This window comes from Microbacterium sp. AC145 (genome assembly GCF_979258505.1).
In genome coordinates this window covers 1365231-1388531 of record NZ_OZ409859.1, presented here as the reverse complement: position 1 = coordinate 1388531, position 23301 = coordinate 1365231, and the positions used below count along the sequence as shown (strand labels likewise).

23 protein-coding genes and 1 tRNA gene are annotated in these 23301 nt (G+C 67.7%); 2 read left to right on the top strand and 22 right to left on the bottom strand.

Annotated elements, in window-relative coordinates:
- Positions 1–72: 72 nt before the first annotated feature.
- Together ACZZZN_RS06810 and ACZZZN_RS06805 are read right to left on the bottom strand one after the other, a co-directional pair.
- Positions 73–615, bottom strand: a complete 543-nt coding sequence (locus ACZZZN_RS06810) for a GNAT family N-acetyltransferase (protein ID WP_463504416.1) — start codon at positions 613–615, stop codon at positions 73–75.
- Between the two features lie 3 nt (positions 616–618).
- Positions 619–1239, bottom strand: coding sequence for an ANTAR domain-containing response regulator (locus tag ACZZZN_RS06805; protein WP_067118227.1), 621 nt, complete (start codon positions 1237–1239; stop codon positions 619–621).
- Positions 1240–1339: 100 nt separating this feature from the next.
- Between ACZZZN_RS06805 and ACZZZN_RS06800 the strand changes: the two genes are divergently transcribed.
- A tRNA-Leu gene (locus ACZZZN_RS06800) sits at positions 1340–1422 on the top strand.
- A 25-nt stretch (positions 1423–1447) separates the two neighbouring features.
- Here ACZZZN_RS06800 and ACZZZN_RS06795 read toward each other — a convergent pair.
- Positions 1448–1831, bottom strand: a complete 384-nt coding sequence (locus tag ACZZZN_RS06795; protein ID WP_463504415.1) for a hypothetical protein — start codon at positions 1829–1831, stop codon at positions 1448–1450.
- Between the two features lie 135 nt (positions 1832–1966).
- Between ACZZZN_RS06795 and ACZZZN_RS06790 the strand changes: the two genes are divergently transcribed.
- Complete coding sequence (locus tag ACZZZN_RS06790; RefSeq protein ID WP_463504414.1) at positions 1967–2572, top strand: TetR/AcrR family transcriptional regulator; 606 nt, start codon at positions 1967–1969, stop codon at positions 2570–2572.
- A 93-nt stretch (positions 2573–2665) separates the two neighbouring features.
- Here ACZZZN_RS06790 and ACZZZN_RS06785 read toward each other — a convergent pair whose 3' ends face one another.
- The 19 genes from ACZZZN_RS06785 to fmt all read right to left on the bottom strand — a co-directional run bounded on the left by ACZZZN_RS06785 (position 2666) and on the right by fmt (position 23248).
- Positions 2666–3790, bottom strand: coding sequence for a Gfo/Idh/MocA family protein (locus ACZZZN_RS06785; RefSeq protein ID WP_463504413.1), 1125 nt, complete (start codon positions 3788–3790; stop codon positions 2666–2668).
- On the bottom strand, positions 3787–4611 hold the full coding sequence (locus ACZZZN_RS06780) for a sugar phosphate isomerase/epimerase family protein (protein ID WP_463504412.1): 825 nt from the start codon (positions 4609–4611) through the stop codon (positions 3787–3789). Before ACZZZN_RS06780 ends, ACZZZN_RS06785 begins: the two co-directional genes overlap by 4 nt.
- Positions 4612–4725: 114 nt before the next feature.
- Positions 4726–5388 carry an esterase/lipase family protein gene (locus ACZZZN_RS06775; RefSeq protein ID WP_463504411.1) on the bottom strand — a complete coding sequence of 221 codons (663 nt, stop codon included), beginning with the start codon at positions 5386–5388 and terminating at the stop codon, positions 4726–4728.
- A gap of 62 nt (positions 5389–5450) precedes the next feature.
- Positions 5451–6902 carry a pyruvate kinase gene (pyk, locus tag ACZZZN_RS06770; protein WP_463504410.1) on the bottom strand — a complete coding sequence of 484 codons (1452 nt, stop codon included), beginning with the start codon at positions 6900–6902 and terminating at the stop codon, positions 5451–5453.
- Positions 6903–6957: 55 nt separating this feature from the next.
- Positions 6958–8424, bottom strand: coding sequence for a glutamate synthase subunit beta (locus tag ACZZZN_RS06765; RefSeq protein ID WP_463504409.1), 1467 nt, complete (start codon positions 8422–8424; stop codon positions 6958–6960).
- Positions 8417–12940 (bottom strand): glutamate synthase large subunit, encoded by a 4524-nt coding sequence (gltB, locus tag ACZZZN_RS06760; RefSeq protein ID WP_463506560.1) that lies wholly within the window; start codon positions 12938–12940, stop codon positions 8417–8419. The genes ACZZZN_RS06765 and gltB overlap by 8 nt, the downstream gene beginning before the upstream one ends.
- 135 nt (positions 12941–13075) lie before the next feature.
- Entirely contained in the window at positions 13076–14104 is a 1029-nt protein-coding gene (gene lgt / locus ACZZZN_RS06755; protein ID WP_463504408.1) for a prolipoprotein diacylglyceryl transferase, read from the bottom strand.
- A 10-nt stretch (positions 14105–14114) separates the two neighbouring features.
- A complete protein-coding gene (trpA, locus tag ACZZZN_RS06750) occupies positions 14115–14918 on the bottom strand; it encodes a tryptophan synthase subunit alpha (RefSeq protein ID WP_463504407.1) in 804 nt (267 codons plus the stop codon).
- Positions 14915–16183, bottom strand: coding sequence for a tryptophan synthase subunit beta (gene trpB / locus ACZZZN_RS06745; protein ID WP_463504406.1), 1269 nt, complete (start codon positions 16181–16183; stop codon positions 14915–14917). Before trpB ends, trpA begins: the two co-directional genes overlap by 4 nt.
- Positions 16183–16956 carry an indole-3-glycerol phosphate synthase TrpC gene (gene trpC, locus ACZZZN_RS06740; RefSeq protein WP_463504405.1) on the bottom strand — a complete coding sequence of 258 codons (774 nt, stop codon included), beginning with the start codon at positions 16954–16956 and terminating at the stop codon, positions 16183–16185. The genes trpB and trpC overlap by 1 nt, the downstream gene beginning before the upstream one ends.
- Entirely contained in the window at positions 16956–17201 is a 246-nt protein-coding gene (locus ACZZZN_RS06735; protein WP_241795261.1) for a DUF6704 family protein, read from the bottom strand. The genes trpC and ACZZZN_RS06735 overlap by 1 nt, the downstream gene beginning before the upstream one ends.
- A 47-nt stretch (positions 17202–17248) precedes the next feature.
- Complete coding sequence (locus tag ACZZZN_RS06730; RefSeq protein ID WP_463504404.1) at positions 17249–17839, bottom strand: Trp biosynthesis-associated membrane protein; 591 nt, start codon at positions 17837–17839, stop codon at positions 17249–17251.
- Positions 17836–18195, bottom strand: coding sequence for a phosphoribosyl-AMP cyclohydrolase (gene hisI, locus ACZZZN_RS06725; protein WP_463504403.1), 360 nt, complete (start codon positions 18193–18195; stop codon positions 17836–17838). Before hisI ends, ACZZZN_RS06730 begins: the two co-directional genes overlap by 4 nt.
- A complete protein-coding gene (hisF, locus tag ACZZZN_RS06720) occupies positions 18192–18953 on the bottom strand; it encodes an imidazole glycerol phosphate synthase subunit HisF (RefSeq protein WP_463504402.1) in 762 nt (253 codons plus the stop codon). The genes hisI and hisF overlap by 4 nt, the downstream gene beginning before the upstream one ends.
- Complete coding sequence (gene hisG / locus ACZZZN_RS06715; protein ID WP_463504401.1) at positions 18953–19795, bottom strand: ATP phosphoribosyltransferase; 843 nt, start codon at positions 19793–19795, stop codon at positions 18953–18955. The genes hisF and hisG overlap by 1 nt, the downstream gene beginning before the upstream one ends.
- Positions 19796–19833: 38 nt before the next feature.
- Positions 19834–20097, bottom strand: a complete 264-nt coding sequence (locus ACZZZN_RS06710) for a phosphoribosyl-ATP diphosphatase (RefSeq protein WP_463504400.1) — start codon at positions 20095–20097, stop codon at positions 19834–19836.
- Positions 20094–20774: a ribulose-phosphate 3-epimerase gene (gene rpe / locus ACZZZN_RS06705; protein WP_463504399.1), complete on the bottom strand. Its 681-nt coding sequence runs from the start codon at positions 20772–20774 to the stop codon at positions 20094–20096. The genes ACZZZN_RS06710 and rpe overlap by 4 nt, the downstream gene beginning before the upstream one ends.
- 24 nt (positions 20775–20798) lie before the next feature.
- Positions 20799–22331, bottom strand: a complete 1533-nt coding sequence (locus ACZZZN_RS06700; protein ID WP_463504398.1) for an RsmB/NOP family class I SAM-dependent RNA methyltransferase — start codon at positions 22329–22331, stop codon at positions 20799–20801.
- Entirely contained in the window at positions 22328–23248 is a 921-nt protein-coding gene (gene fmt, locus ACZZZN_RS06695) for a methionyl-tRNA formyltransferase (protein WP_463504397.1), read from the bottom strand. The genes ACZZZN_RS06700 and fmt overlap by 4 nt, the downstream gene beginning before the upstream one ends.
- Positions 23249–23301 lie beyond the last annotated feature (53 nt).

Genomic DNA, 23301 nt, shown 5'->3' with positions numbered 1-23301 from the left:
CACGCTAGCGTCGGCGGCGACGTCCGGCAACGAGACAGGCCAGGATCGCGCCGATCCCGAACTCGTGTGAGGTCAGGAAGACTCGCCCAGCAGCAGCTGGAACAGCAGATGGTCCTGCCACTCCCCAGCGATCCGCAGATACTGCGGCGCGATGCCGATGCGCTCGAATCCGGCGTGCGCGAGCACACGCTGCGATCCGGTGTTGTGCAGCAGGGTCGCCGCCTGCAGACGATGGAGCCGCACCTCGTCCCGCGCGTAGGAGGCGACGAGGCGCACTCCGCGAGAGGCGAGACCACGATGTAGCCGCGTCCCGTCGATCCAGTAGCCCAGATCGGCATTGCGGAACGCACCGCGAACGATGTTGTTGAGGTTGATCCGCCCACGGATCTCGCCGTCGGACGACTCGATCACGAATCGGATGTTCCGACCGGCCAACGCTTCGATCACGCACTGCTCGGCGTGGAACTCCTGCCATCGGGGCGTGAAGAATTCCGGCTCTCTGAGTGGCTCCCAGGGTGCGAGATGCTCACGATTCGCCGAATACGCCCTCGCGAGTGCAGCCCCGTCGCCGATCTCGACCGGACGCAGAATGTGCTCCGCGTCAAGCGGAAGCACAGACTACTTCTTCGGCGCGAGCTGCTCGATGATCGCCTTCGCGACATCCTGCATCGTGAGGCGGCGGTCCATCGATGCCTTCTGGATCCACCGGAACGCCTCGGGCTCCGAGAGGCCCATCTTCTCGTTCAGCAGGCCCTTGGCCCGGTCGACGAGCTTGCGCGTCTCGAAGCGCTCGACCATGTCGGCGACCTCGGCCTCGAGCGTGATGATCTGCTCGTGACGTGCCAGAGCGATCTCGATCGCCGGCAGCAGGTCGTTCGGCGTGAAGGGCTTGACGACGTAGGCGAGCGCGCCTGCCTCGCTCGCTCGCTCGACGAGCTCCTTCTGGCTGAAGGCTGTGAGGAGCACGACGGGGGCGATGTTTCCCTTGTGAAGCTTCTCGGCAGCGCTGATGCCGTCGAGCTGGGGCATCTTGACGTCCATGATGACGAGGTCGGGTCGGAGCTCGGTCGCGAGCGCTACCGCAGTCTCGCCATCACCGGCCTCACCGACCACATCGAAGCCGTTGTCGCGAAGGATCTCGACGATGTCGAGACGGATCAGCGACTCGTCCTCGGCGACGACGACGCGTCGGGGTGCGGATGCCGTGGGCTGCTCAGCTGCCTGTTCTTGCTCGGTCACATCTCCATCCTACTGGAGAGCGCCGCCGACGTTCTTGAAGGCGCTGCGCGTGGCCGTCGCGCGGTGCGTCCTGCGATAGGGTCGAACACGCGACACACGAGCCGGCGTGGCGGAATGGCAGACGCGGAGCACTCAAAATGCTTTGTCCGAAAGGGCGTGTGGGTTCGAGTCCCACCGCCGGCACTCTTGATCGGCTTCGCTGAAGCGCCTATGGCGCCGGGGTGAAGAGTTCTCCGATCTCGCAGAGCGCGTCACCGTTCGGCAGCGCCCACGCCGCCCTCTCGCCCAACACCAACGGTCGTAGAACTCCCACACCCGGGATGCTCGGCCACTCATTGCCTCGCAGGAGCTCGCCCTCCTGCAGGAATGACGCGACGGCGGCGGCGAGTCGCTGAGGGTTCTCGGCGCACACCCGCAGCCTTCGACCGGCCACTTCGACATGGGCGGTCAACCCGCCGTGCTCCCCCACCTCGATCCTCGCGGTGAGTGGATCCTTCGGCAGCCCACCCGCAGCGAAGTCGCGCAGGACCGAGCACAGGGTCGCTTCCGCGCGGAATCGGTGACGGAGCCGCGTTCTCGGCACAGTGCTCATGGTCCGGCCTCCTCGATCTCCCAGCGACACGATGCGAGCGAATGATGACGCCCTCATACAGAGAGACGGCGCGAAGGGGCTTCTATGACGCGACTGTCGCGGACTGGCCGGTGAACGCCTCGATATCATCAGGAGATGACCGATCCCTCCCCCGGTGTCCCCCGCGCCAGGGGCCGGTATGCCAAGGGCATCGCGCGCCGCCAGGAGATCCTCGACAGGGCGATCGAGGTGTTCGCCCGTCGTGGCTCGAAGAAGACGTCACTTCGCGCGATCGCCGAAGAGGTCGGCGTGACCCATGCCGCTCTCACCCACTACTTCGGCTCACTCGAAGAACTTCTGGTCGCCGTGTACCGAGAGTCCGAGCGGCGCACCGATGATGAGCATCCGAAGCAGAGCGATCTCAGCCCCGCGATGATGATGCGGGTCTCCGCCGAAGAGAATCGCACGATCCCGGGGCTGGTTCAGCTGTACTCGATGCTGGTGACCACAGCCCTCGAGGAGAACCACTCGGTGGCACACGAGTTCGCCACGCAGCGCTTCTCGAGGCTGCGCACCGAGATGGCAGAGCGCGTGCGGGAGATGCAGGAACGCGCACAGCTGCGCTCCGATATCGACCCGAACCTCGTCGCCGCGCTCGTGATCGCCGCGTCGGACGGCCTGCAGACGCAATGGCTGCTCGACCCGACGGTCGACCACGAAGCGGCGCTGGAGATGCTCGACCGGTTGCTCGCCCGCAACTGAGACGCCGCACGCAGCCGCACCTGACACACGCAGGCCCTCGGGTCGGCGGCGTGTGCCGACGACCCGAGGGCTCTGCTCTGCAGCGTGCTCGGGTCAGAGAGTCGCAGCGAACGGGTCGAAGCCCGAAGGGAGCAGCGGCACGGGGGCGACTGTGCTGTCGACCACGACCGTCTTGCCCGTCGACGCCGATTCCTGTGCGGAAAGCAGGATGTCGAGCACATGGAAGCCGAGCTCGCCGGAAGCGACGTGCGGACGCCCCTCGGCGATCGCACGCACCATGTCGAGGGCGCCGAGACCGCGACCGATCTCGATGTCCTCGTGCTCGATCTCGATCCACTCCTGGGTGAAGGACATGCCGTCGCGGATCACGCCGAGAGGCTTCACATAGGCGATGCGGCCCGCGAACGTGTTCGGATCGGGGATGACGATCGTTCCCTCGGTGCCATGGATCTCGACGATGCCGTGGCGCTCGAGCGCGGAGTCGAAACTCAGCAGGCTCTGCGCCTGAGCGCCGGCTTCGAAGGCCGTGACGATCTGGATCGTGGAGGGAACCTCGACCGGGAAGGACGAGCCGGCGTTCGGACCGGTGTGGATCTCGCGCTCCTCACGGGCCTTCGAGCCCACGGCGGACACGCGATCGACGGGGCCGAGCAGGCTCACGAGCGCTGAGAAGTAGTACGGCCCCATGTCGAGCAGCGGACCCGCGCCCTCAGCGAAGAGGAAGGCCGGGTTCGGATGCCAGAGGTCGGGACCCTGCGTCTGGAATACGGTCTGGGCGAACAGCGGACGACCGATCACGCCGTCTTCGATCGCACGCCGTGCGGCTTGGAACCCCGGGCCGAGAAGCGTGTCGGGAGCGGATCCCACACGGAGCCCTGCAGCCTCCGCCTCGCGCAGGAGCTCGGCGGCTCCGGCGCGATCGAGGCCGAGCGGCTTCTCGGTCCAGACGTGCTTGCCTGCGGCGATCGCGGCGCGCGAGACCTCGATGTGGACGGCAGGGATCGTGAGGTTCACCACCAGATCGACGCCCGGGTGGGCCAGCACATCGTCGGCGGAGCCGAACGCCGGCACCCCGTACTTCTCCGCCTGCGCCTGAGCACGGTCGGTGAGCAGGTCACCGACGATCAGCACGTCGACGTCGGGGAAGGACGAGAGGTTCTCGAGATAGGTGTCGCTGATGACGCCGACCCCGATGATGCCGATTCCGACCGCGCTCATCGTGCGAACCCGGCCTCGATGAGGAACGAATAGCTGGCCGCGATGTCGGCGAACACATCACCGGGCGCGTTGTCGTACTCGATGATCGCGTACTTGAGGTCGGATGCGGCGCGGAGAGCATCTGCCAGAGGAACATCGCCCGTGCCGGCGTGGCGCTGGTCGAGGGCGTCGGAGCCGAACTCTGCCGCTCCCGGCGCGAAGGGGTTGCTTGCGGGCGCGACGCCGTCCTTGACGTGCGCCGCGACGAGACGACCGCCGAGGCGCGAGACGAGCGCGGGCACATCCTGGCCGCCGACGAGCGCCCAGTACAGGTCGAGTTCGATCGCCACGCGGTCGTCGGTGAGTGCGACGAAGCGTTCGAATGCGCTCTCTCCATCGAAGCTCTCGACGAACTCCTGTGCATGGTTGTGGTAGCCGACCTCGAGGCCGAAACCGGCGGCCGTCTCGACGAGCGCGTTCAGCCGGTCGGCGATGTCGGTCACGCCTTCGAGCGTGAACCAGCGCTCGGGAGCGACGAACGGATCGATGACGGTCTTCATGCCGACCTTCGCCGCAGCTTCGAAGACGACCTCGGGGGCTGGCGTCGGGATGGATCCGTCCGGCGTCCACAGCTCGTCCGAGAGGAGAGGCGCGTGTCCGGTGGGCGAGGCGAGCCCGGCGGCATCGAGCGCGGTGCGGATCTCGTCGGGGCGACGCACGAAGTCGAATGCCTCGACGTTGCGCAGGCCGATCGCTGCGAGCTTCTCGAGCGATCCCTCCATGTCGGCGGAGAACTCCGCTGCGAGCGTGTACAGCTGGACTGAGGCTTCTGGCAGGGCCACGGTGACCTTCCTTCGTTGTGCGAGCGATGACGATTCGACGTCATCATCGCCCAGATTAGCAGAAACCTCCACGTGGAAGTTGTTCGGATGCGCGCATGTCAGCGCCTCCCGACGTCATTCGTCGGCCAGCGCAGTGATCTCTTCCAGCACTCTCGGATGCGCGAGAACGCGGAAATGACCTCCGGTGCCGAGCCTCACGTTCTTCCTCGCGCCGGCAAGCTCGCTCCCCTCGGGGATATGCGGGTCGAAGGCCGCATAGACCGACACGATCCGACCGTTCACCTCAAGCATGCGTGCGAGATCGAGGATGGCCGGATCGGACGGTGAGAACGCTCGGACCGAACGAGCCGGGAACAGTCGCGCGTAGCGCGACCCGCCGAAGGGAGCGGCGACCGCGAGCATCCCGCGCACCCGGGCGCCCTCATCACCCGCCATGACCGCCTTGCCGGCGAGACCGCCCTTGCTGTGTGCGACGATGAGCGCATCAGTGATGTCGGCGGCCGCCAGCACATCGGCGACGAGTCGCGCGGTCTCGATCACCGGTCGTCGATTGTTCGACAGAGTCTCGACGACGTGTACCGGATGACCTCGATCATGCAGTGCGACCACGAGCGGCTGCATGAATCGCCAGGTCTCGTAGACACCGGGGATGATGATGATCGGTACACCGTCGCCCGTGCGGAAGTCCGCAGGATCGCGGTGCCCGATCAGGGCGCGCAGCTGCCAGTAGACGGCATACGCGTAGTCGGCGATCCACCAGCCCGTGCGCCGCCACACCGCGATACGCGGATACGCCGAAGGGGCGGAACCGTGGTTCCGCCCCTTCGCTGTCCGTCCGATCAGACGGTCGCCTCCTTGTAGATGGGAGCAGCGCCGTTGACGGCGTCGCCCACCTTGTGGACACGGATGTCATTGGTCGATCCGACGATTCCGGGAGGGGAACCGGAGATCACGACCACCTTGTCGCCTTCGACGGCGAGACCGCTCGAGAGCAGGTAGTCGTCGACCTGGAGATACATGAGGTCGGTGTGCTGCACCATGTCGACGAGCTTCGACTGGATGCCCCACGTGAGTGCCATGCGACGACGGATGTTCGGCTCCGGCGTGAACGCGATCATCGGGATGCGTGAACGCAGACGCGACAGACGACGCGCCGAATCGCCCGACTGGGTGAAGACGCACAGGTACTTCGCCTCGACGAACTCGGCGACCTCGAGGGCTGCGAGGGTGATCGCTCCACCCTGCGTGCGGGGCTTGGTCGTCAGGGGCGCGATGCGCTCCAGGCCGTGCTCCTCGGTGGACTCGATGATCCGGGCCATGGTCTCGACGACGACGACCGGGTAGTCTCCCACACTGGTCTCGCCCGAGAGCATCACGGCATCCGCACCGTCGAGAACCGCGTTCGCGACATCGGAGGTCTCGGCGCGGGTCGGCACCGGGCTGTTGATCATCGACTCGAGCATCTGCGTCGCGACGATGACGGGCTTCGCCATGCGGCGTGCGAGCTCGACAGCGCGCTTCTGGACGATCGGCACGGCCTCGAGCGGAAGCTCGACGCCCAGATCGCCGCGTGCGACCATGATCGCGTCGAACGCGTCGACGATCTCCTCGAGAGCGTCGACCGCCTGCGGCTTCTCGACCTTGGCGATGACGGGCACCTTGACGCCCTCTTCGGCCATGATCTCGTGCACGCGGCTGACGTCTGCCGCGTTGCGCACGAACGAGAGCGCGATCAGGTCGGCACCGATGCGCAGGCCCCAACGAAGGTCGTCCTCGTCCTTCTCGCTGAGCGCGGGGACGTTGACGGCGACGCCGGGCAGATTGATGCCCTTGTTGTTCGACACGGCACCCGCGACGATGACCTTCGTCGTGACGGTGACGCCGTCGGTCTCGACGACCTCGACCCGGACCTTGCCGTCGTCGATGAGAAGGAAGTCGCCCGGCTTGACATCGTTGGGCAGACCCTTGAAGGTCGTCCCACAGATCTCTTTGTTGCCGATGATGTCTTCAGTGGTGATCTTGAAGATGTCACCCTTGGCCAGCTCGTAGGGGCCGGCCTCGAACTTGCCGAGGCGGATCTTGGGTCCCTGCAGGTCGACCAGGATCGAGACGGCACGACCCGCATCGTCAGCGGCCCGACGCACGTTCGCGTAGTTGTTCTCATGCACGGAGTAGTCACCGTGGCTGAGGTTCAGACGGGCGACGTCCACGCCCGCGTCGATGAGGGCACGCACGGTCTCATACGTGGAAGTGGCGGGGCCCAGGGTGGCGACGATTTTCGCGCGTCTCAAAGATTGCTCCAGGGTAGTGGGGGATGGAAATCAGGCGACGGTGCCGCGGCTCAGCCTACGCGGGCTGGAGGCCGATAGCGACTTCATGCGGACGCACCGGCTCGGGCAGCACGGTGGTTCCCATGAGGAAGCGGTCGACGTTCGCCGCAGCCGCCCGGCCTTCGGCGATGGCCCAGACGATGAGAGACTGCCCGCGGCCGGCGTCACCGGCGACGAAGACGCCGGGAACGGTGGACTCGTAGCTGTCATCACGACGGAAGGCACCGCGGTCGGTCACCTGCGGAAGGGTGTCCTCGGTGTAGCCGTCCTGCTCAGGGCCGGTGAAGCCCATCGCGATGAGCACGAGGTCGGCGGGGATCTCGCGCTCCGTGCCGCTCTTGGGCACGCGGCGACCGTCGATGTACTCGGTCTCGGCGACGCGCAGAGCACGGACCTCGCCGACGTCGTTCGAGAGGAACTCGACGGTGGAGGCGAGGAAGACGCGCTCACCGCCCTCTTCATGAGCCGACGAGACCTCGAAGAGGGTCGGCATCATCGGCCAGGGCTGGTGATCCGGACGCTCGGTGCCCGGCTGCTTGCCGATCGCGAGGTTGGTGACGCTCAGCGCCCCCTGACGGTGAGCCGTGCCGATGCAGTCCGCGCCGGTGTCGCCACCGCCGATGACGATGACGTGCTTGCCCTCCGCGGTGATCTGCTCGGGAACCTTGTCTCCGGCGACGGCGTGGTTCGACTCGACGAGGTACTCCATGGCGAAGTGCACGCCGTCGAGGTCGCGCCCGGGGATGGACAGGTCACGAGGAACCGTCGATCCGGTGGCGATCACGATCGCGTCGTACCGGGCGCGGAGGTCGGCCCAGGAGATGTCCTTGCCGATCTCGACGCCGGCGCGGAAGCGGGTGCCCTCCTCCTGCATCTGGCGAAGGCGCGACTCGAGCTGCCCCTTCTCCATCTTGAAGTCGGGGATGCCGTAGCGCAGCAGACCGCCGATGCGGTCGTCCCGCTCGAAGACCGCCACGGTGTGTCCGGCGCGGGTCAGCTGCTGCGCGGCGGCGAGCCCCGCAGGACCGGACCCGACCACGGCGACCGTCTTGCCGGTCAGACGCGCGGGCGGCTGCGGCTCGACCCAGCCCTTGGCGAAGGCCTCGTCGATGATCGAGACCTCGATCTGCTTGATCGTGACGGCCGGCTGATTGATGCCGAGCACGCACGAGCTCTCGCACGGTGCGGGGCACAGGCGACCGGTGAACTCCGGGAAGTTGTTGGTCGCGTGGAGGCGATCGATCGCCGCGCGTCCCTCACCGCGCCACGTCAGGTCGTTCCACTCCGGGATCAGATTGCCCAGGGGGCATCCCGAGTGGCAGAACGGCACGCCGCAGTCCATGCAGCGACCGGCCTGGCGCTTCAGCACCGCCTGATCGCCCGCCTCATAGACCTCTTTCCAGTCCATGATGCGCACCGGCACGGGGCGACGCTTGGGGAGCTCACGCTCCGTGGTCTTCAGAAAGCCTTTGGGGTCAGCCACCGGTCACCTCCAGGATGCGGTTCCAGACGATGTCGCCGTCAGGATCGATGCCCTCGGCGACTGCCTCATCGCGCATGTTCCGCACAGCGGCGTAATCGCGAGGAAGCACCTTCGTGAACTGGCCGGCGACCTCGTCGAATCGCGCCAGGATGTCGGAACCGAGCGGCGAAGCCGTCCGTTCCACGTGCTCGGCGATCAGGCTGCGGAGCACTTCGAGATCGGCGCGGTCGAGCGGCTCGAGGAGAAGCTCTCCGCTGCTGAGCGACTGCGCGTTGATCTTGCCGGTCTCGAGCGAGCGGATGTACGCCACTCCCCCGGACATGCCGGCGCCCAGGTTGCGACCGGTCGATCCGAGGATCACCGCCACACCGCCTGTCATGTACTCGAGTGCGTGATCTCCCACGCCTTCGACCACTGCCGTGGCACCGGAGTTTCGCACCAGGAACCGTTCGCCGACGACGCCGGACAGGAACATGGTTCCCGACGTGGCGCCATAGCCGATGACGTTGCCCGCGATCACGTTCTCGTGCGGAACGATCTTCGATCCGCGCGGCGGGCGGATCGAGATGTCGCCGCCCGACAGCCCCTTGCCGACGTAGTCGTTCGAGTCGCCCTCGAGACGCAGGACGATTCCGGACGGGAGGAATGCACCCAGCGACTGGCCGGCCGTGCCGTGCAGCGTGATGTCGATCGTGCCGCGCGCCAGACCCGCTGCGCCGTGTCGTGAGGTCACCTGGTGACCGAGCATCGTCCCGACCGCTCGCTCGGTGTTCGCGATGGCGAGTTCTGCGACCACCGGTTCGCCGTTGAGCAGGGCGTTCTTCGCGATGTCGATGAGCTGCACGTCGAAGTGCTTCTCGAGCTCGTGATCCTGCGTTCGGCCGCTGCGGCGGGGCTCGCTCGCCGGGAAGGCGGGTCCATCGAGCACCGGGCTCAGGTCGAGACCCGCGGCCTTCCAGTGATCGACGGCTGCGTCGACCTCGAGGAGCTCCGCACGGCCGACGATCTCGTCGATCGATCGGAAGCCGAGCGCCGCGAGATGCTCGCGCACCTCCTCGGCGATGAACTCCATGAAGTTCACGACGAACTCGGGCTTGCCGCTGAATCGCTGACGCAGCACCGGGTTCTGCGTGGCCACGCCCACCGGGCAGGTGTCGAGGTGGCAGACACGCATCATGATGCATCCGCTCACGACGAGAGGCGCGGTCGCGAAACCGAACTCCTCGGCGCCGAGCAGAGCCCCGATGATGACGTCACGGCCGGTCTTCAGCTGGCCGTCCACCTGCACCACGACGCGGTCGCGCATGCCGTTGAGCATGAGCGTCTGCTGCGTCTCGGCCAGACCGAGCTCCCACGGGGTGCCCGCGTGCTTGAGGGAGTTCATCGGGCTGGCGCCGGTGCCTCCGTCGTGCCCTGAGACGAGGATGACGTCGCTGAGCGCCTTGGCGACTCCGGCCGACACGGCGCCGATTCCCGACTGGCTCACCAGCTTGGTGTGGATGCGCGCCTCGGGGCTCGCCCGCTTCAGGTCGAAGATGAGCTGCTTGAGGTCCTCGATCGAGTAGATGTCGTGGTGCGGCGGCGGCGAGATGAGTCCGACGCCGGGGGTGCCGCCGCGTGTGCGCGCGACCCACGGGTAGACCTTCTGCGGCGGCAGCTGGCCACCCTCACCGGGCTTCGCGCCCTGCGCGAGCTTGATCTGGATGTCGTCGGCCTCGGTGAGATACAGGCTCGTGACGCCGAAGCGTCCCGACGCGACCTGCTTGATCGCGCTGCGACGCTCGGGATCGACGAGGCGATCGTTGTCCTCGCCGCCCTCACCGGTGTTCGACTTGCCACCGATGCGGTTCATCGCGATCGCGAGGGTCTCGTGGGCTTCCTTCGAGATGGAGCCGTAGCTCATCGCCCCTGTCGAGAATCGCTTCACGATCGAGGAGACGGGCTCGACCTCGTCGAGAGGCACCGGCTTGCGTGTTCCCGTGCGGAGCGTGAACAGACCACGAAGCGTCTTGAGCTCGGCGGCCTGGTCGTCGACCAGTCTCGTGTACTCGCGGAAGACGTCGTAGCGGCGTTCGCGCGTCGAGTGCTGCAGCTTGAACACGGTCTCAGGGCTGAAGAGGTGAGGTGCACCGTCACGGCGCCACTGGTACTCGCCACCGGTCCACAGACGCTCGTGCGCCCGCGCGGCCTCATCCTCCGGGTAGGCGTAGTCGTGGCGTGCCTGGTTCTCGATGAAGATCTCTTCGATGCCGATTCCGCCGAGCTTCGACTCGGTACGGGTGAAGTACCTGTCGATGAATTCCTCGCTCAGACCCACGGCTTCGAACACCTGAGCCCCGGCGTACGACGACACCGTGGAGATTCCCATCTTGGACATGATCTTCAGCACGCCCTTGCCGAGCGCGTAGATCAGGTTCCGAACGGCCTTCTCAGGGGTGATGCCCGTGATGTATCCGGTGCGCACGAGGTGCTCGACCGTCTCCATCGCCAGGTACGGGTTGACGGCGGAGGCGCCGTAGCCGATGAGGGTCGCGACGTGGTGGACCTCGCGGACGTCACCGGCCTCGACGATCAGGCCGACCTTCATCCGGTTCTCACGACGGATCAGGTGGTGATGGATCGCCGAGACCATGAGGAGCGACGGGATCGGAGTCAGGTCCTTGTTCGAGTCGCGATCGGACAGGATGATGAACTCCGCACCCTGTGCGATGGCCTCGTCGACCTCGTCGCACATCTCGGTGAGGCGCTTCTCGAGCGTGTTGGAACCGGCGTCGAAGTGGTACAGACCCTTGATCGTCACGCTGGAGCGATCGGGCATCGCCTTGTCGATGTGGCGGATCTTCGCCAGCTCGTCGTTGTCGATCACCGGGAAATCGAGCGACACGGTGCGCGTGTGGTCGGGACCCCAGCTGAGCAGGTTGCTCTCGGGGCCCAGTCCCAGCTTGAGACTCGTGACGACCTCTTCTCGGATCGAGTCGAGCGGTGGGTTCGTGACCTGCGCGAACTGCTGGGTGAAGTAGTCGAAGAGCAGGCGCGGGCGCTTGCTGAGCACGGCGATGGGAGTGTCCGACCCCATCGCGCCGAGCGGCTCCATCCCGTTCTGACCCATCGGGGTCAGAAGGATGCGGATCTCCTCCTCGGTGTAGCCGAAGGTGCGCTGACGCCGAGTGATCGATGCGGGCGGATGCACGATGTGCTCGCGCTCGGGCAGATCGGCGAGCCGCACCGCTCCGGCATCCAGCCACTCCTGCCACGGATGCATGGTGGCGAGATCGTGCTTGATCTCGTCGTCTTCGATGATGCGGCGCTGTGCGGTGTCGACCAGGAACATCTTGCCGGGCTGCAGTCGACCGCGACGCTTGATGCGCTCAGGCTCGAAGGTGAGCACGCCGGTCTCGGAGCCGATCACGATGAGTCCGTCGGTCGTCTCGGTCCAGCGTCCGGGTCGCAGACCGTTGCGGTCGAGCGTGGCGCCGACGAGGGTGCCGTCGGTGAAGATGAGTGCCGCCGGGCCGTCCCACGGTTCCATCTGGTTCGAGTGGTACTCGTAGAACGAGCGGAGCTCGGGAGAGATGTCGGACTGCTTCTCGTAGGCCTCGGGAACCATCATCATGATGGCGTGCGGCAGGCTGCGGCCGGTCAGCGTGAGCAGCTCGAGAACCTCGTCGAAGGATGCCGAGTCGCTGGCGCCGTCGGTGCAGATCGGCAGGAGGGGTGCGACGTCGCCGAGCAGCTCGGATTCGAGCTGGGACTGACGCGCCCGCATCCAGTTGCGGTTTCCGCCGACGGTGTTGATCTCGCCGTTGTGCGCGAGCATCCGCAGCGGCTGAGCCAGCGGCCACGAGGGGAACGTGTTCGTGGAGTATCGCGAGTGCACGACGGCGAGCTCGGACATGAACCGCTCGTCCTGCAGGTCCGGATAGAACGGCTCCAGCTGCAGCGTCGTGACCATGCCCTTGTACCCGAGCGTGCGGGCAGACAGAGACACGAAGTACGCACCGAGCTCATGCCCCGCGCGCTTGCGCAACCGGTAGGCGACGCGGTCGAGGGCGATGCCGGTGAGGGGCGCCTGCGCGTGCGTGGCTCCCCCGGCGCTCACGAAGAGCTGCTCGAAGGCCGGTCGCGCTTCGTCGGCGAGCTTTCCGAGGTTGTCGTTGACGGTGGGCACCTCGCGCCAGCCGAGGACGCGGAGACCCTCGCTGCGGGCGATCTTCTCGATGCCGGCCTTCTGCTGACGGCGCTCGCTGGAGTCGCGCGGGAGGAATGCCAGACCCGCGGCGTACTCGCCGACCGGCGGCAGCTCGAAGCCGGTGACCGCTCGCAGGAACGAGTCGGGCATCTGCGTCAGGATCCCCGCACCGTCTCCGGTGCCGGCATCGGAGCCGATCGCTCCGCGGTGCTCCAGGTTGCGCAGCGCTTCGAGCGCCAGCGCGATGATGTCGTGGCCCGCTTCGCCGCGAAGGGTCGCGACCATGGCGAGGCCGCAGGCGTCCTTCTCGAACGCCGGGTTGTACATGCCCTGCTTCGGGGGGTATGCGCCGGATGCGCCGTACGGAGGCTGAAAATACACCTGTACCGTCCTCAGATCTTCGGATGACCCGGGGACGTCATTGGCCGGGTGGATGCGATGGGGTCCTCACGGACCGGTCTGCTATCGGGAGCTTTCCGCGTCCGAGGGAGCGGTGCTTGTGGCGCTGGCTCCTGCGGTGACTTCTTCGGACGGAGGCTCGCTCAGGTCCACGAAATCGGAGGGATTGTCCTGCGATTCTACATCAGCGTCCAGGTCCTTCCGTCCGCGACCGGGCTGGTACGGAGACGGCTCGAGACCGGGGTGACGGCGCGACTGGACGACGATGATGACGAGGCCGACCACGATGCCGATGATCGCGGCCCACACGTTGCTGCGCAGGCCCAGGATGATCTCACTCGGATCGATGCGGATCGATTCCCAGACGACGCGGCCGGCGCTGTACCAGATGAGGTAGATCGCGAAGAGCCTGCCCCACTGCAAGGCGGTGACCTTGCGGCTCAACCAGAGCAGGACGATGACACCGAGGACGTTCCAGATCACCTCATAGAGGAACGTCGGGTGGAAAAGGGTCCCCTCGGGAAGCCCGGGTGGGAACGCGCTGTTGTCGGATTCGATCTCCAGACCCCAGGGCAGGTCGGTCGGCAGTCCGAACAGCTCGTGGTTGAACCAGTTGCCGAAACGTCCCATCGCCTGTGCCAGGAGCAGGCCGGGCGCCAACGCGTCCGCAAACGTCCAGAAGCGGATGCCCGTCCAGCGGCATCCCAGGTACGCGCCGACGGCGCCGCCGATCAGGGCACCGAAGATGGCGATGCCGCCCTCCCAGATGGCCCAGACCGAACCCGGCTCGAACGGGTTCCAGGTGTTCCTGCCCTCGCCGAAGTAGAAGTTCGGGTGGGTGAGGACGTGGAAGATGCGCGCGCCGATGATCGCCAGCGGAACCGCCAGGATCGAGATGTCGATCACGACCCACGGCTCGGCACCGCGCTTGGTCAGGCGGTGGTTCGTCAGCAGCACCGCGGCGATGATGCCGGCGATGATGCAGAGCGCGTAGAAGTGGATCCGGAGCGGCCCGAGGTCGATGTACGAGACCGGGGGGCTCGGGATGCTGGCGAGCACGCCGCTGAAGGTGCTGTGGAGCGCGAGGGACATGAGTGCGATTCTAGTTCTCGTGTGCGGGGCGCGTCGAAGACGTGCCGACGGCCAGGTTTCGGGTCACTTCGGCGAGGGCCGGGAGGCCGCCGTCGCGGAGGGCGCGGACGAGCGCGGTGCCGACGATCGCGCCGTCGGCATACTCGGAGACGCCCGCGATCTGCTCGGCGGTCGAGATGCCGATGCCGACGCAGGCACGGATGCTGCCGTGTTCGCGCAGGCGGCCGACCAGGGTGCGCGCCGCACGATCGAGTTCGGTGCGCTCCCCCGTGATGCCCATGGTGGAGACGGTGTAGACGAAGCCGGTCGACGACTTCACGACGAGCTCGAGACGCTCGTCCGTCGATGTGGGGGCGGCGAGGAAGACACGGTCGAGGCCGGTCCGCTCGCTCGCCGCGATCCAGTCGCCTGCGACCTCGGGTGTGATGTCGGGAGTGATGAGTCCCGCACCGCCCGCCGCCAGTAGAGCGTCGGCGTAGCGGTCGACGCCGTACTGGAACACCGGGTTCCAGTACGTCATGACCAGCACCGGGACGTCGGTGGCTGCGGTGATCGCCCGGACCGCCGTGAAGAGGTCCTTCATCTTGAACCCGTTCGCGAGCGCTGCGGTGGTCGCCTCCTGGATCACCGCGCCGTCCATCACAGGGTCGCTGTAGGGCGGGCCGAGCTCGATGATGTCCACGCCGTTCTGCGCGAGGGTGATCGCGGCCTGGATGCTCGTCTCCAGATCAGGGAACCCGACCGGGAGATACCCGACGAATGCGCTGCGACCCGCTTCATGTGCGGCGGTGATCGCCTGTTCTACACGGCTCACAGCTCCGGCTCCCCCTTCGACGCCGCCTGCTCTTCGGCGCTCTCCTCTGCGACGTCGTGCGCGAGCGCCTCGGCGTCGTAGAGATCGAAGTAGCGTGCAGCGGTGTCCATGTCCTTGTCGCCGCGACCCGAGAGGCAGATCGCGATCACGGCATCCGGCCCGAGCTCACGACCGATGCGCAGCGCACCCGCAAGCGCGTGCGCCGACTCGATCGCGGGGATGATGCCCTCGGTGCGGCTCAGCAGTCGCAGGGACTGCATCGCCTCGTCGTCGGTGGCGGGGATGTACTCGGCTCGTCCGATGTCGGCGAGCCAGGAGTGCTCCGGCCCCACGCCCGGGTAGTCGAGCCCGGCCGAGATCGAGTGCGACTCGATCGTCTGTCCGTCCTCGTCCTGCAGCACATAGGTCTTCGCGCCGTGCAGGATGCCCGGGCGTCCGCGCTCGATGGACGCGGCATGACGGGGCGTGTCGACGCCGTCGCCCGCAGCCTCGACGCCGTAGAGCTTGACGCTCTCGTCGTCGAGGAAGGCATCGAACATGCCGATGGCGTTCGAGCCTCCGCCGACGCAGGCGATGACGGCGTCGGGCAGACGGCCGACCTCGTCGAGCAGCTGCTGACGAGCCTCTTCGCCGATGATCTTCTGGAAGTCGCGCACCATGGCGGGGAACGGGTGCGGGCCCGCGGCGGTGCCGAAGATGTAGTTGGTGTTCTCGACGCTCGCGACCCAGTCCCGGTACGCGTCGTTGATGGCATCCTTCAGCGTGCGGGATCCCGATGTGACGGCGATGACCTCGGCACCGAGCAGGCGCATCCGTGCGACGTTGAGCGCCTGACGCTCCGTGTCGACCTCGCCCATGTAGATCGTGCACTCGAGTCCGAAGAGGGCCGCAGCGGTCGCGGTCGCGACACCGTGCTGTCCCGCGCCCGTCTCGGCGATCACACGCGTCTTGCCGAGTCGCTTGGTCAGCAGCGCCTGACCCAGCACGTTGTTGATCTTGTGGGACCCGGTGTGGTTGAGGTCCTCGCGCTTGAGGAAGACGCGCGCGCCGCCGGCGTGCTCGGCGAACCGAGCGACTTCGGTGAGCGGCGACGGGCGGCCCGCATACGAACTGAGCAGAGACGCCAGCTCGGAGCGGAAGGCCGGGTCGGCGATCGCGTCGGCATACGCCGCGGAGAGCTCGTCGATCGCGGCGATCAGCGATTCGGGCATGTACCGTCCGCCGTAGTCGCCGAACAGTGGACCATGCTGATCACGCAGGCTCATCACGCCTCCAGGAAGCTCTTGAGAGTGGCGACCGGGTCGCCCGTGACGAGCGCCTCACCGATCAGGACGACGTCGGCACCCGCAGAGCGGTAGTGCGTGACGTCTGCGGGGGTGAGCACGGCGGACTCGGCGATCTTGACGGCCGTATCCGGGATGCGCTCGACCAGGCGGCCGAACAGATCCCTGTCGAGCTCGAGGGTCTTGAGGTCGCGCGCGTTCACGCCGATCAGCGGTGCACCGAGATCGATCGCAGCCTCGAGCTCGTCGGCGGAATGCGTCTCGACCAACGGAGTCATGCCGAGCTCGGTGATGAAGCCGAACAGATCGTGCAGCACCGCGGGCTCGATGCCCGCGACGATGAGCAGCGCGAGGTCCGCGCCGGCCGCGCGGGCCTCGAGCACCTGATAGCGCGTCGCGATGAAATCCTTGCGGAGGACGGGCAGGGATACCCGGGCGGTGACCGCCTCGAGATCGGCGAGGCTGCCGCCGAACCGGCGTTCCTCCGTGAGCACGCTGATCGCGGACGCTCCTCCGGTCTCGTACAGCGAGGCCTGCAGCGCTGGATCCGGGATCTCGGCGAGTGCACCGCGCGACGGGCTCGCGCGCTTGACCTCTGCGATGATCTTGACGCGTTCTGCGCGTGAGAGTGCGGCGACCGCGTCCTTGGCGGCACGGCGAGCCAGCGCGTCGCGTTCGACCTCGGCGATCGGCCGGGTGAGAGCGCGGCGCTCTGCGTCTGCCACTGCGCCGGCCGTGAGGTCGGCGAGTACCACTAGTGCGCCTTCGGCTGGTACTTGGGGCCCTTCACGCCGTAGCCGGCCTTGGCCAGTGCCCAACCGACGAGCGCGCCGATCGGGATGAGGGCGGCGAACACCCAGACCAGGGTGACCCAGATCGGGCTGAACTCGGCGAGGCAGAACGCCAGCGTTCCGAGCGTGAAGCCGGCGAGCATGATGATCACGGCCGTCCAGGCTGCGGGCGAGTGTCCGTGGCCGGGGTCGGCGATCGGGTTGGTCATGTTCTCCTCCGGGGACGGCGTGCGGGATCGGTCTCAGTCTATCGGGGTCACCGCGTCGGATCGGTTCCGCGGGACAGGTCGTCCCAGGAATCGATCGCGTCGACGGGGCCCGAGGCGGCCGTCTCGTGCGCGGCATCGGTGCGGTAGCGGCGTCCACCGGACTTCCACCCGCGCCAGGTGAGCAACACCACGACAGCGGCGACGAGGAGGACGATCCAGCCGACGAGCGTCACGTACGGCCACGCGGACACCTCGATGCCCGCGACCACGTCGGCGATCGCGGCGCTGCCCGCGAGCCCTGTGATCTCGGTCACGGTCGGCCCGACTGCTCCGAGCGGCTCGGATGCGAGGAGCTGCAGGGTCGACCAGCCGAGAAGGAGAGCCGTGGCCGTGGCCAGTACACCGAAGACCAGACGCACGACCCGTCCGGAGATGGACAGCGCGAGCCCGAGGGCGAGCACGGCCAGGCTGAGCGGGGCGAGAAGCGGCAAGGCGGAAGCACCCGGCACGAGGATCGCCTCCGCCGCATCCGCCCTCTCGACCGTGAGCCAGGTCTGCGTGGAGGAGATGATGCCGATCGAACCGGCGAGGAGGAACCCCGACACGGCGATCGAACGCCCTCTGCGCGCAAGACTCATGCGGAGGCGCTGCCTTCGACAGCTTCGAGGTCGGTGGTGTCGAAGCACGTGCGGGTTCCGGTGTGACAGGCAGGGCCGCTCTGATCGACTCGCAGCAGAATGGCGTCACCGTCGCAGTCGAGGCGTGCCTCGTGCACGATCTGGATGTGGCCCGAGGTGTCACCCTTGCGCCAGTACTCCTGCCGGGACCGCGACCAGTACACCGCGCGACCCGTCGTGAGCGTGCGGCGCAGAGCCTCGTCGTTCACCCACGCGAGCATGAGGACCTCGTTCGTGTCCCACTGCTGCACGATGACAGGTGCGAGACCGTCGGCGTTGAACGCGACCTGGGCGATTCGCCCCTCCACATCGCTCATCGGACGAGCACTCCTTCCGCTCGAAGAGCATCTTTCACATCGCCGACCGTGAGTGCGCCGGTGTGGAAGACGCTCGCCGCGAGCACCGCATCCGCTCCCGCCTTGATCGCGGGTGCGAAGTCCGAGGCCTTGCCCGCACCGCCCGAGGCGATGACCGGCACGGATGCCGCCTCCCGCATGAGCGCCACGAGTTCGAGGTCGAAGCCGTCACGGGTGCCGTCGGCATCGATCGAGTTCACGAGCAGCTCTCCGGCGCCACGCTCCGCGGCCTCGCGCGCCCAGTCGAGCGCATCCAGAGTCGTCCGCGTCCGACCGCCGTGGGTGGTGACCACGAAACCCGAGGGTGTCGTGTCGGCCCGTTTCACATCGAGCGAGAGCACCAGCACCTGCGCGCCGAAACGGTCGGCGATCTCGCCGATCAGCTCGGGGCGGGCGATCGCGGCGGAGTTCACCCCGACCTTGTCAGCGCCGACCGACAGCAGGCGCGCCACGTCGTCGACGCTGCGTACTCCCCCGCCGACCGTCAGCGGCACGAAGACCTGCTCCGCCGTGCGCTGCACCACGTCATACGTCGTCGCGCGCGCATCGACGGTCGCTGTGACGTCGAGGAAGGTGATCTCGTCCGCGCCCTGCGCCGCATAGTGCCGCGCGAGTTCGACCGGGTCGCCCATGTCGCGGAGGTTCTCGAAGTTGACGCCCTTGACGACGCGCCCGTCGGCGACATCCAGACAGGGGATGACTCGGCTCGCGAGCGTCATCAGAGCCTCGCGTTGTGGATCGCCGTGACGAGGATCGCCCGCGCTCCGAGCGCGTACAGCGCGTCCATCACGGGGTTCACGCGTGCCCGCGCCACCATCACGCGAACCGCCACCCACTCCGGGTCGCGCAGCGGCGAGACCGTCGGGGACTCGATGCCCCCGGCGATCTTCACCGCGTCGTCGAGCAGCGCCAGCGGAAGGTCGTAGTCGATCATCACGAATCGGCGGGCGACCATCACTCCGCGCAGGCGACGCAGCAGCGTCTCGGAACCCTCGGCGTCCTGCGGGCCGGCGATCAGGACCGCTTCGGACTGCAGGATCACAGGACCGAAGACGTCGAGCCCCGCCTGACGCAGGGTCGTGCCGGTCTCGACGACGTCTGCGACGGCGTCGGCGACGCCGAGGCGCACGGCCGACTCGACCGCGCCGTCGAGCGGCACGAGGTCGACCGCGATGCCCCGCTCGTCGAGGAAGGCGTCGACCAACCCGGGGTACGACGTGGCGATGCGGAGCCCGTCGAGCTCGGAGACGTCGGTGTAGCGGCCGGACGGCGCCGCGAAGCGGAACGTCGAACCGGCGAAACCGAGCGCCTCGATCTCGCGCGCACCCGGCATCCGTGCGTCGAGGAGGAGATCGCGCCCGGTGATCCCGACGTCGATCGCCCCGGAACCGACATAGGTGGCGATGTCCTTCGGACGGAGATAGAAGAACTCGACGTCGTTGTCGGAGTCGACGACGTGGAGGGTCTTGGGATCACGACGACCGGCATAACCGGCCTCCGCGAGCATGTCGGCGGCCGTCTCGGAGAGAGAGCCCTTGTTGGGAACAGCAATGCGCAGCATGGAAAGCCTTCGGATCGAAGCGAGTGGGGCGGAGCGCTTCACAGATGTCGGTAGACGTCCTGAAGAGTCAGGCCCTTCGCGATCATCATGACCTGCACGTGGTAGAGCAGCTGCGAGATCTCCTCGGCAGCGGCGTCATCCGATTCGTACTCGGATGCCATCCACACCTCTGCGGCCTCCTCGACGATCTTCTTGCCGATCGTGTGCACGCCGCCGTCGAGCTCTGCGACCGTCCCCGATCCCTCGGGTCGGGTCTCGGCCTTGACACTGAGCTCGGCGAACAGCTCGTCGAAAGTCTTCACGATTCCAGGCTAGCGGCTCTGGCGCGGTCTCTGAGCCGGGTGACGGCCGCCTCGACGTCTTCCGAGCCGTATACGGCCGACCCTGCGACGAAGGTGTCGGCGCCTGCGGCCGCGGCTGCTTCGATGGTCGAATCCGAGATGCCGCCGTCGACCTGCAGCCAGACGTTCGAGCCGCGCCGCTTCGCCTCGTCGGCGAGGGCGCGCAGCTTCGGCATCGTCTCCGGCATGAAACCCTGGCCGCCGAACCCCGGCTCGACGGTCATGACGAGAATCTGATCGAACTCCTCGAGCACGCTGTAGAGGCCTTCGGCGGGAGTGTCGGGCTTGATCGCGACTCCGGCGCGGGCCCCCATGCTCCGAAGAGTGCGGGCGAGGGAGATCGGGTCGGCCGCAGCCTCCAGGTGGAAGGTGACGCTCGCCGCCCCCAGCTCGGCGTAGGCGGGAGCCCATCGCTCAGGCTCGGTGATCATGAGGTGCACGTCGAGCGGGATCGGGCTGGTCGCCTGGATCCGCTCGACCATCTGCGGCCCGAATGTGAGGTTGGGCACGAAATGGTTGTCCATGACGTCGACATGCGCGAAGTCCGCTGAGGCGATCTTCGCGAGATCGCGCTGCATGTTCACGAAGTCGGCGGCGAGGATGCTGGGGTTTATGCGCGGTGCGCCGGGCAGTTCCACGTCTCTGGTCTCCTTCTTCGGCGCTCACGCCGTGCGGTGGGTCTCGAGCTGCTCATCGGCTTCTTCGCGCTTCAACAGCGCCAGGAACATGGCATCGGTGCCATGGCGGTGCGGCCACAACTGCACTCGTCCGGATCCGTCGCTGCCCAGGTCGATGGGCGATTCGGCGATGCCCGTGAGCACCGCGCGGGCATCGAGTTCGGTGATGTCCGCGCGACCGCGGAGCGCCTCCTGCACCACACCGGTGGTCTCGGCGAGATGCGGAGAACAAGTCGCATAGGCGACGATGCCACCAGGGGCGAGCGCGTCGAGCGCCGACGTCAGCAACTCGACCTGCAGCGGCACGAGCTCGGATACATCGGCCGGAGTCTTGCGCCAGCGCGCCTCCGGGCGCCGCCTGAGTGCCCCCAGGCCGGTGCACGGCGCATCGACGAGGATGCGGTGGTACACGCCCGTGTGGGTGGAGCCGAAGGACCGTCCGTCCTCCTCGTGCACGACGACCTCGCCCGGCACGGCGCGCAACGCATTGCGCACGAGGCGCGCGCGGGTCGGGACGACCTCGTTGGCTTCGAGCGTCACTTCGTGTTCGCGAGCGATCGACGCGAGCAGCGCGGTCTTGCCTCCGGGGCCCGCGCAGAGGTCGAGCCACCGCTCACCCGCTGCGATCGGCGCGGCCTCCGCCAGGGCGAGAGCCACCAGCTGCGACCCCTCGTCCTGCACGCGCACCCTTCCCCCGGACTCGGAGATCACCCGATGCGGGTCTCCGCCCGGCGAGCCGTACGCCGTCGGCGCATAGGGCCGGCGCGGCTCCCCCGGCTGTGCGAGCCCGGGAAGCGCGACGAGAGTCACTTCGGGCGATGCGTTGTCGGCATCGAGGAGATCATCGAGTTCATCTGCCCTGCCCTCCGCCGCCAGCGCGCGGCGCAGCGCCCGGATGACCCATACCGGGTGAGCGGAGCGCAGAGCGAGCCGTTCATCGTCCGAGCGGGCGGATCCCTCGATGCGCTGCTCCCACTCCCCCGGTGTCTCGCGTGAGATCCGGCGGAGAACGGCGTTCGCGAAGCTCGAGGCCCCCCTGCCCTGGGCGGCGGCGACGAGGTTCACGGACTCGTTGACGGCGGCATGAGAGGCGACACGGGTCGCGAGCAGCTGATGCGTCGCCAGCCGGAGAGCATCGAGCACCGCCGGATCGATCTGCTCGGCAGGACGATCGGCGGCGGCCGCGATGATCGCGTCGTAGGTGCCGCGTCGGCGCAGAGTCCCGTAGGCGAGCTCGGTGGCCAACGCCGCGTCCTGCGGGTTCAGGCCCGCTTCGGCGATGGCCGGAGGCAGGATCAGGTTCGCGTACGCATCTGACTCCGACACGGCGCGGAGCACCTCGTACGCGACCCTGCGCGCCGGCTGCACCGTCCGCTGCGGGCCGCGCTGCTGCGTACCCTGCGCCCGCGGGGCGCTCGAGGATTGACCACGCTGACCCTGCGAGGGGCCGCGTCCACCCTGCGAGCGGCCTCGGGGCGCTCCGGTGCGCCGGGGACGGTCGCTCTGATCGCCGCTCATGCTCCTGCCCGCACATTCTCGGTGTCGCGCTGACCACGCCACCAGTCGACAGCGTTCATGGCTCCCTTTCCTGCGGGCTGCACCCGCGTGACCGACAGCGGTGCTGATGCCGTTCCGATGAGCAGCGCCGTCTTCGTCGCCGTGATCTCGCCCGGCGCCAGCGGCGACCCGTCTGCTGTCGGTGCTGCCTCGAGGATCTTCAGGCGCAGACCGTCGACGGTCGTGTGGGCACCCGGCTCGGGAGTCACTCCCCGAAAACGCGCGAAGACACGGGTGAGAGGCTCATTCCAATCGAGCAGCCCGTCGTCGAGGGTGAGCTTGGGGGCGAGCGTCGACTCGCCCTCCTGAGGCACGGCGCGAGCCGTGCCGTCGGCGATCGCGGCGACGACCTCGGATGTCAGATCGGCGCCGTCGACCGCGAGGGTCTCGAGCGCCGCGTCAGCTGTCGCGTCCGACGCGACATCGACGATGCGCGTGGCGAACACGTCACCTGCGTCGAGGTCGGCGACGAGTTGGAAGACACTCGCGCCGAGGCGGTCGTCGCCCGCGATCAGCGCGCGCTGCACAGGCGCTGCCCCTCGCCACTCGGGCAGGAGCGAGAAGTGCAGGTTGATCCAGCCCTTCGGAGGAATCGAGAGCAGCGGTTCCCGGACGAGGCCGCCGTAGGCGACGATGACGCCGAGGTCGACAGAGAGTGCGGCGATGGCGTCGGTGGCCTCGGCATCCAGGCGCGCGGCCTTGATGACCGGCAGACCGAGCTCGGCGGCGACCTGCGCGACCGGCGACGGCGTCAGTACCCGCTTGCGGCCCAGCGGCGCGTCGGGCCGCGTGACGACCGCGGCGATGTCGTGCTCCGTCGCGAGGCGACGGAGGGTGGGAACGGCTGCCGACGGTGTGCCGGCGAAGACGAGACGCATGAAGGTGCTCCGGGAGGGATGCGGGGTGGATCGGGTGGCGGCTGACGGTTGTG

What these genes read in the sequence shown, in the direction of transcription:
- ACZZZN_RS06795 (WP_463504415.1), bottom strand. Translation starts at nt 1,831, where the DNA reads ATGAGCACTGTGCCGAGAACGCGGCTCCGTCACCGATTCCGCGCGGAA.
- ACZZZN_RS06790 (WP_463504414.1), top strand. Translation starts at nt 1,967, where the DNA reads ATGACCGATCCCTCCCCCGGTGTCCCCCGCGCCAGGGGCCGGTATGCC.
- ACZZZN_RS06785 (WP_463504413.1), bottom strand. Translation starts at nt 3,790, where the DNA reads ATGAGCGCGGTCGGAATCGGCATCATCGGGGTCGGCGTCATCAGCGAC.
- gltB (WP_463506560.1), bottom strand. Translation starts at nt 12,940, where the DNA reads ATGTACAACCCGGCGTTCGAGAAGGACGCCTGCGGCCTCGCCATGGTC.
- lgt (WP_463504408.1), bottom strand. Translation starts at nt 14,104, where the DNA reads ATGTCCCTCGCGCTCCACAGCACCTTCAGCGGCGTGCTCGCCAGCATC.
- trpB (WP_463504406.1), bottom strand. Translation starts at nt 16,183, where the DNA reads ATGAGCCTGCGTGATCAGCATGGTCCACTGTTCGGCGACTACGGCGGA.
- ACZZZN_RS06735 (WP_241795261.1), bottom strand. Translation starts at nt 17,201, where the DNA reads ATGACCAACCCGATCGCCGACCCCGGCCACGGACACTCGCCCGCAGCC.
- ACZZZN_RS06730 (WP_463504404.1), bottom strand. Translation starts at nt 17,839, where the DNA reads ATGAGTCTTGCGCGCAGAGGGCGTTCGATCGCCGTGTCGGGGTTCCTC.
- hisI (WP_463504403.1), bottom strand. Translation starts at nt 18,195, where the DNA reads ATGAGCGATGTGGAGGGGCGAATCGCCCAGGTCGCGTTCAACGCCGAC.
- hisF (WP_463504402.1), bottom strand. Translation starts at nt 18,953, where the DNA reads ATGACGCTCGCGAGCCGAGTCATCCCCTGTCTGGATGTCGCCGACGGG.
- hisG (WP_463504401.1), bottom strand. Translation starts at nt 19,795, where the DNA reads ATGCTGCGCATTGCTGTTCCCAACAAGGGCTCTCTCTCCGAGACGGCC.
- ACZZZN_RS06700 (WP_463504398.1), bottom strand. Translation starts at nt 22,331, where the DNA reads ATGAGCGGCGATCAGAGCGACCGTCCCCGGCGCACCGGAGCGCCCCGA.
- fmt (WP_463504397.1), bottom strand. Translation starts at nt 23,248, where the DNA reads ATGCGTCTCGTCTTCGCCGGCACACCGTCGGCAGCCGTTCCCACCCTC.